This is a genomic window from Occallatibacter sp. (assembly GCF_049510455.1).
Classification (GTDB): Bacteria; Acidobacteriota; Terriglobia; order Terriglobales; family Acidobacteriaceae; genus Telmatobacter.
Map to the genome: position 1 here is coordinate 61,293 of NZ_JBEKYX010000007.1, position 6,354 is coordinate 67,646.

General features: G+C 58.5%; 8 protein-coding genes. 4 read left to right on the forward strand and 4 right to left on the reverse strand.

What is annotated here, in order from left to right; translation table 11 throughout:
• Positions 1 to 8 precede the first annotated feature (8 nt).
• On the reverse strand, positions 9 to 464 hold the full coding sequence (locus ABSG47_RS02530) for a type II toxin-antitoxin system VapC family toxin (RefSeq protein WP_424165961.1): 456 nt from the start codon (positions 462 to 464) through the stop codon (positions 9 to 11).
• Positions 452 to 673 carry a hypothetical protein gene (locus ABSG47_RS02535; protein ID WP_424165963.1) on the reverse strand — a complete coding sequence of 74 codons (222 nt, stop codon included), beginning with the start codon at positions 671 to 673 and terminating at the stop codon, positions 452 to 454. Before ABSG47_RS02535 ends, ABSG47_RS02530 begins: the two co-directional genes overlap by 13 nt.
• 694 nt (positions 674 to 1,367) lie before the next feature.
• Between ABSG47_RS02535 and ABSG47_RS02540 the strand changes: the two genes are divergently transcribed.
• Positions 1,368 to 1,760, forward strand: coding sequence for a hypothetical protein (locus tag ABSG47_RS02540; RefSeq protein WP_424165965.1), 393 nt, complete (start codon positions 1,368 to 1,370; stop codon positions 1,758 to 1,760).
• Between the two features lie 144 nt (positions 1,761 to 1,904).
• Here the strand turns inward: ABSG47_RS02540 and araD are convergent, their stop codons facing one another.
• Positions 1,905 to 2,609, reverse strand: a complete 705-nt coding sequence (gene araD, locus ABSG47_RS02545; protein WP_424165967.1) for an L-ribulose-5-phosphate 4-epimerase AraD — start codon at positions 2,607 to 2,609, stop codon at positions 1,905 to 1,907.
• 64 nt (positions 2,610 to 2,673) lie between these two features.
• Between araD and ABSG47_RS02550 the strand changes: the two genes are divergently transcribed.
• The 3 genes from ABSG47_RS02550 (at position 2,674) to ABSG47_RS02560 (ending at position 4,479) form a co-directional block, all read left to right on the forward strand.
• Positions 2,674 to 3,291, forward strand: coding sequence for an RNA polymerase sigma factor (locus tag ABSG47_RS02550; protein ID WP_424165969.1), 618 nt, complete (start codon positions 2,674 to 2,676; stop codon positions 3,289 to 3,291).
• Entirely contained in the window at positions 3,288 to 3,716 is a 429-nt protein-coding gene (locus tag ABSG47_RS02555) for a hypothetical protein (RefSeq protein ID WP_424165971.1), read from the forward strand. The genes ABSG47_RS02550 and ABSG47_RS02555 overlap by 4 nt, the downstream gene beginning before the upstream one ends.
• A 190-nt stretch (positions 3,717 to 3,906) precedes the next feature.
• Positions 3,907 to 4,479, forward strand: coding sequence for a Spy/CpxP family protein refolding chaperone (locus ABSG47_RS02560; protein WP_424165973.1), 573 nt, complete (start codon positions 3,907 to 3,909; stop codon positions 4,477 to 4,479).
• Positions 4,480 to 4,769: 290 nt separating this feature from the next.
• On the opposite strand, the gene ABSG47_RS02565 is transcribed toward ABSG47_RS02560, so the two are convergent.
• A complete protein-coding gene (locus tag ABSG47_RS02565; protein WP_424165976.1) occupies positions 4,770 to 6,041 on the reverse strand; it encodes a DEAD/DEAH box helicase in 1,272 nt (423 codons plus the stop codon).
• Between the last annotated feature and the right edge of the window lie 313 nt (positions 6,042 to 6,354).

Here is a 6,354-nt window from a genome sequence, read left to right on the forward strand (position 1 = left end):
TTCGCCTTTCAGGGATGATAGCTGGCAAGCAAATCATCCAGCAGGATCAGTTGCATACCAAACGGCGCAGTCAGGCCACGATCATTGGCGAGAAATGCTCTTGCTTTTGCATTCCGAGCAGTCGCAATTTGAATCGCATCTGGTGTTCTCAGTCTTTCGGCAGCTCGAAGTTCCGCAGCCTCAACAGCGATTTCATGCGAAACAGCTATCGTTTTCACATGAGCAGATTTCAGCAGAATGTTCGAGTATTGCTGAGCCAAAAATAAGTTGGCGCGGCGAATTGGATGGACAAGAACCTCAGTCAAGGTGAGCGCTGAAGTTACAACTTCGATTTCGCCCTTATCTACAGAGGCAAAGAATGGATCAAGCAGCGGAAGATACGTCGGATGCTCTTCGACAAAATAAATAAGGGGCGCGGAGTCTAGCCCCACGACCTTGCCATGCAGCTTCTTTATCCATTCCATGAATAACGTTCGCTGTGGATGTACTCCTGGGCGTCAATTCCTTCCCAGATTTCTTTCCCGAGGCCGCGCAGCTCAAGAATGCTGTGTCGAGGCTCTGACTGCGAATCCGGAGCCACTCGAATTGATAACTCCTGAATCAGGTGCAGCTGTTCCTCGTGGCTTAGCGAAGCAGCCATCTGCAGCACGTTTTTGTAGGCGGTAGTAGCCATGTCAATGCCTTCAATACATCATAGCCCAACTTTGGACAATGTCTTCATGAAAAGGCAGCGCTACGAACGTGCCCGCTTGCCCTACCCCACCCCGGAAAGCAAGTACCCACCTGAGGCCGGGAGCGATCCTGAGCCTGTCGCTGACAACGGCCGCCGTCCCTCTTTTATACGCAGCGGAGAATCGGAGGCCTCCGGGTCGAAACAAAGCCCGTCTGCAGGCGCTTATTGCTGTTGCGAGGAAGCTGCTCCACGCCATATACGGGATATTTCAAACCGGCCTGAAGTATGAGGGGACAAAGCTGTTTCCACGGATCGCTTTTCCTGACACGCGCTCTTTCTCATCAAGAGCGCGTGTCAGGGTACTAATCCATATCTGACCGAATTTGCAGTCAGATTGCCAATGATCTAGCGCAGAGTCTCATGATTAGAGTCCTTTATATGACGAGCGCCCTCTTGGGATGATGAGGCGCCGATATGAGGGAAATAGCCCCTCAAAAAGAAGAAACCGCAGAAGGATGGCCGAAATAAGAAGAGAGCTATATCAGATCAGGAAAACTTCGATTTATCGGCTTTGTGTAAAGTACATCCTTCCGGATAAATTTCGTTTTTCCTCTTGACAAGAAAAACGGGGGTTCGCGCTTTGTTCTGCGTGAGGGTATCATAGGCGATTTAAGCGATACGAAGGAGACACGGCATGAAGATTGTTTCTGTAATTGCGCGTTATCTGCTGGGACTGATGTTCACGGTCTTTGGCCTGAATGGATTTCTCCATTTCATTCCCCAGGGACCGCCGCCGGCGAATCCGCTGGCGGTACAGTTTTTTACGGCGATCAGCGTATCGCATTTTGCGGCGTTCTTCTTTGCGGTGCAATTGGTTGGCGGGCTGCTGCTGATTTCGGGCTTCTTTGTGCCGCTGGCTCTGACTCTGCTTGCGGCGGAGCTGTACAACATTCTTGCTTTCCACCTGACGCTTTTGCCGGGCATCGCTCCCGGGCTGGTGGCGTGTGCGCTTTGGGTGCTGGTGTTTTTGCAGTACCGCGAGAGCTTTGCGGGGATTCTGGCGGCTAAGCCTGCAGTGCGGGGGTGACTGAATGGCGTCCGAAAGACGGGAGGGCTGGCTTTTGTGCTATCCCACCCATGCGCGATAAAGCCGCGCATGGATGGGGCACCGGTGATCTTCTACAGACGCCAATCATGATTGCTGAGTAAACGAGAAGCTCTGACGCGGAATTTAGCGCTGGCCGTAGGTGGCTTTGGGGCCGTGCTTGCGGTTGAAGTGGAGTTCGTGGACGTGCGTGGCCAGGCCGGATTCCGGTGCGCCGAGAAGCGTGCTGCGGAAGGCGAGGCGCGCTATGTATTCCATCACATCAGCGTTTTCAAGGGCGGCGGCGGCGGATTTTCCCCAGGCGAAAGGCGCGTGGCCGGCGCAGAGGACGCCGGGAATTTCGAGCGGATTGAGATTGTGCCGGCGGAAGTAGCGCACGATGACGGCGCCAGTGTTGAGCTCGTAGCCGGAGGCGACTTCCTCTGGTGTGAGCTCTTCGGTGCAGGGGATGGGGCCGTGGAAATAGTCGGCGTGGGTGGTGCCGAGGCAGGGGATGGGGCGGCAGGCCTGCGCCCATGCGGTGGCGAACTCGGAGTGGGTGTGGATGATGCCGCCTATGGTGGGGAATTCTCGATACAGAAGAAGATGGGTGGCGAGGTCGCTGGAGGGGCGGAGGGTGCCTTCAACGACGGTGCCGTGCAGATCTGTGATGACGAGGTCTTCCAGGCGGAGGGTGGCGTAATTGACGCCGCTGGGCTTGATGACCACTAGAGGATCGGAGCCGGAGCGGTCAATGCCGCTGGCGTTGCCCCAAGTGTGCGGGGCGAGGCCGCGGCGGGAGATTTCCTGGTTAGCGTGGAGAACTTCGTCGCGGAGGGATGAGAGGAGCATGGGGTAAGTGTAAAGGCAAGGACTAAGGGACCTGGGGACTGTGGGACTGCATCGAGATACTAAAGTGGCTGTAAACTTGCAGGGAGTGAACCCGTCTGACAAAGTAATGGCTGCTGGAACTCTATTGGAACCGATTGCGCCGGCTGCGGCAGAGACGATTGCCACACAGGATTTTTCTCTTGTGGCGACGAATTACCGCGTTCAGATTTACCGGTTCCTGCTGTCAAGCACGCGGGATGTGGACCTGTCCGAGACGCTGACGCAGGAGTGCTTCCTGAAGGCGCACCGGAACTGGGCGGGCTTTCGCGGGGAATCGACGGCGCTGACGTGGCTGATGCGAATCGCCATTAACGTTCTGAAGGACCACTGGCGGAACCGGCGGATGCAGTTCTGGCGGCAGACGCGGGTGAACGCGGTGGATGCGGACGAGGCGAGCGACTGGTTGCCGAGCGGGGAGAGTTCGCCGGAGCAGCAGTTGCTGGCTCGGGAGCGCGTGAAGCACGTCTGGCGCGCGGTGGAACGGCTGAGTGGCAGGCAGCGAACGGTATTTATGCTGCGGTATGTAGAAGAGATGGATATTGCGGATATTGCGGCCTCAACGGGGCTGAGTGACGGTACGGTGAAGGCGCATCTTTCAAGGGCTGTGAGCCGGGTGCGGGCCGAGCTGGGAGAGAGACGATGATGGCGGACGAGAGAGATGGAATGCGGGACGGGATGCTGGATGCGGAGCTGGATTCGGCTCTGAAAGACTTTCGGCGAAGCGTGCATGCGTGGAGCGAGGCGGAACTGAGCAGGCCACGGATGGTGAAGGCGCCGATGCGGACGGCAGTGTGGCGCATGGCTGCAGGCTGGGCAATGGGCTGCGTGCTGGTGCTGGGCGTGGGTTCTGCCGGAGTGTACGAGCATGGGCTCCGGGTGGAAGCGGCTCGCGAACAGGCGAAGGTGGCTGCAGAGCAGGAGGCGCAGCGGAAGCTGGCGGCTCAGAATGCGGCTCTGGATGAAGATGCACTGCTGCTGCATGTGGATTCCGACGTGGCGCGACAGGTTCCGGCCGCGATGGATCCACTGACCGGGCTGGTGGATACAGAAGATGCTAAACAGCAGTAAGAGTTAATGTGCTTCCTTCGGTTTTTCTCTGCATCGTATTGATATGCATAGATATGTGTGTGTCGCGCACAAGGCGCGGCATGGGCCGGAATCCATATTGGCTAAGGTCTTTTGGGAAAGATAAACGGTTTTGAACCCGATTCTGGAGTCAGGGAGATTGGTAATGATAAAGGCAAGGTTGGTACGGACGATGGCAGTTGCAGCGCTGACGCTGGCTGGGGTGGCGGCAGGGGCGCAGGCGCCGGGTAGTCCGGACGGCCAGGGCTTTGGTGGGCTTGGTTTCAGGGGGCATAGGCCTCCGATGGAGCGGGCGCTGGGACCGATGGGTGAACCGCAGGGGCGGTTCTGGAACAATCCGGCGCTTATGACGAAGCTGAAGCTGACGGATGACCAGCGTAAGGGCATGGACCAGGTACTGCAGCAGCACAGGACGACGCTGGTGGATCTGCACGCGAATCTGGAGAAGGCCGAGCTGGCGCTGGAACCGATGATGAAAGAAGACCAGCCAAACGAATCGCAGATTCTGGAGCAGATTGACCGGGTGGCGCAGGCGAGGGCGGAGCTGGAGAAGGCGAATGCGCGTTTTCTTCTGGCGATTCGCGCGAAGCTGACGCCGGAGCAGTGGAAGAATCTGCAGGAGCTGCGGGCGGAGCGGATGGCGCAGTTCCACCAGCAGGGGGGGGCGCAGGGAATGTCGCGGCATCATGACGGGGCTCCGCAGGGCGGACCCCAGGGTGCGCCGCCTACGCCTCCACAGGAGTAAATTCTTCTAAGTTTTTTATTGCTATGAATGTAACCGTGTAAAAAACGAATTCGTCAGACCGTATAGCAGAGAGCAATCTTACGGTTTGAAACAAGAACCGCTGGCGGCGCGGAGGAGCGATCCTCGTGCCGCCGATTTCTTTGGGCAGGGATCAGGGAGCAGGGATCAGGGAGCAGGGCCGAAAGCAGCGAGCCAGCGAAAAGCTAATTCAGAGGGAGACGGCGGCCAGGGTGAGGACTGTAAAGTCGTCATCCTGGCCGAAGTTTCGTGCCGCGATTTCTGGCGGTGGGCTATCCGTTGTGGCGGCGGGCAGCAGGTCTTCCGCCGCGTGAGTTTCTGTTCTGTCCGAAGGGACGGAAAGGCCGCGAGGGACGATTTGGCTGGGACGGACGTGCGGGCTTGGTGGCAACGGCGGGTTCGGCTGCCATTTCCACGCGCTCTCCAGTGCCCATCATCATGGCGCTCACACGAAATTTTGTGGGGGCAATGGTGAGCGTGCGCTCCATTTTGCGGAGTGCCTTGGACTCGTCGGGAGCGGCGAAGGTGGAGGCGATTCCGCGGCTGGAGGCGCGGCCGGTGCGACCTACGCGGTGGACAAAGTCTTCGGCTTCGCGGGGCATGTCGAAGTTGACGACGTGTGCGACGTCGGCAACGTCAATACCGCGCGCTACGACGTCCGTCGCAACGAGCACGCGATGACGGCCTTCCGCAAAGCCACGCAGGGCTGCGCTGCGCTGTGACTGCGAGCGGTCGCCGTGGATGGGAGCTGCTGCGAAGCCGGCCTTGGCGAGCCGCCGGGCGACTTTATCCGCTCCGTGCTTGGTGCGAACGAAGACCATGAAGCTGCCGTTGCTGGTTTCGAGAAGATGCTCGAGCAGCTCCTGCTTTTTGTCCGTGGGAACTTCAAATGTCTGCAGCTCAACGTTCGGCGAGGGCTTCAGCTCCGTGGAGATTTCGATGCGCACTGGATTTTTGAGGTACAGGGCGGCTACTTCGCGGATGGCTGGGCTCAAGGTGGCGGAGTAGCAGAGGGTCTGCCGATCCGACGACAATACGCCGGCGATCCGCTTGATGGCGGGTTTGAAGCCCATGTCCAACATGCGATCCACTTCGTCGAGCACAAGCATCTTCACGTCGCCGAGATTGACGAGGCGGCGCGAGAGATAGTCTTCGAGGCGGCCTGGTGTGGCGACGATCAAACGCGCGCCCATGCGAATGGCCTTCAACTGGGGCGCTTCCGCGAGTCCGCCGCAGACGAGGGCAACTCTGCCCTGGTTATTCGTGAGGCTGCGCCAGGCTTCGAGCACCTGCATGGCCAGCTCGCGCGTGGGCAGCATGATGAGAGCCTTGGTTTCCTTGGGGCTGACGGCCATGCGCTCGGCGAGGGGGATCAGAAAGCTGAGCGTCTTGCCTGTGCCGGTCTGCGCAGTCGCGAGAACGTCGCGTCCTTCCAAAGCTGGAGGAAGAGCGGCGGCCTGGACCGGGGTGAGCTGGGTAAAGTTGGAGCGGACAAGCTGATTCTGTATTGCCTGCGAGAGGGGTAGTTCTGAAAAGAGTTTCAATGTATTCCTGTTCTGCGTCGAGACCGGGGATTCCTATTCTCCGAATTGACTCCGGAGTCATCCATGAATCCACTGCGGCCGATGCAGTCGCTAGTGTCCCGTTAGCTGCGCGAACAGTGCTTTGCGCTGGGCGGGAAATTGCCAAAATTATGCAGGAAACCGAGGGGAAGCGCCGATTGAACGCCGATTCAAGATTTGCCACACATATCGCGTCTTGGACTGCGAAACGCTGTTGCGTTGCAGTCTGGTCCGGTCAGTCCTACAAGGAGGAAGAACCTTGACTTCAATGGACCATCACGCTGAGGGCCTGGGG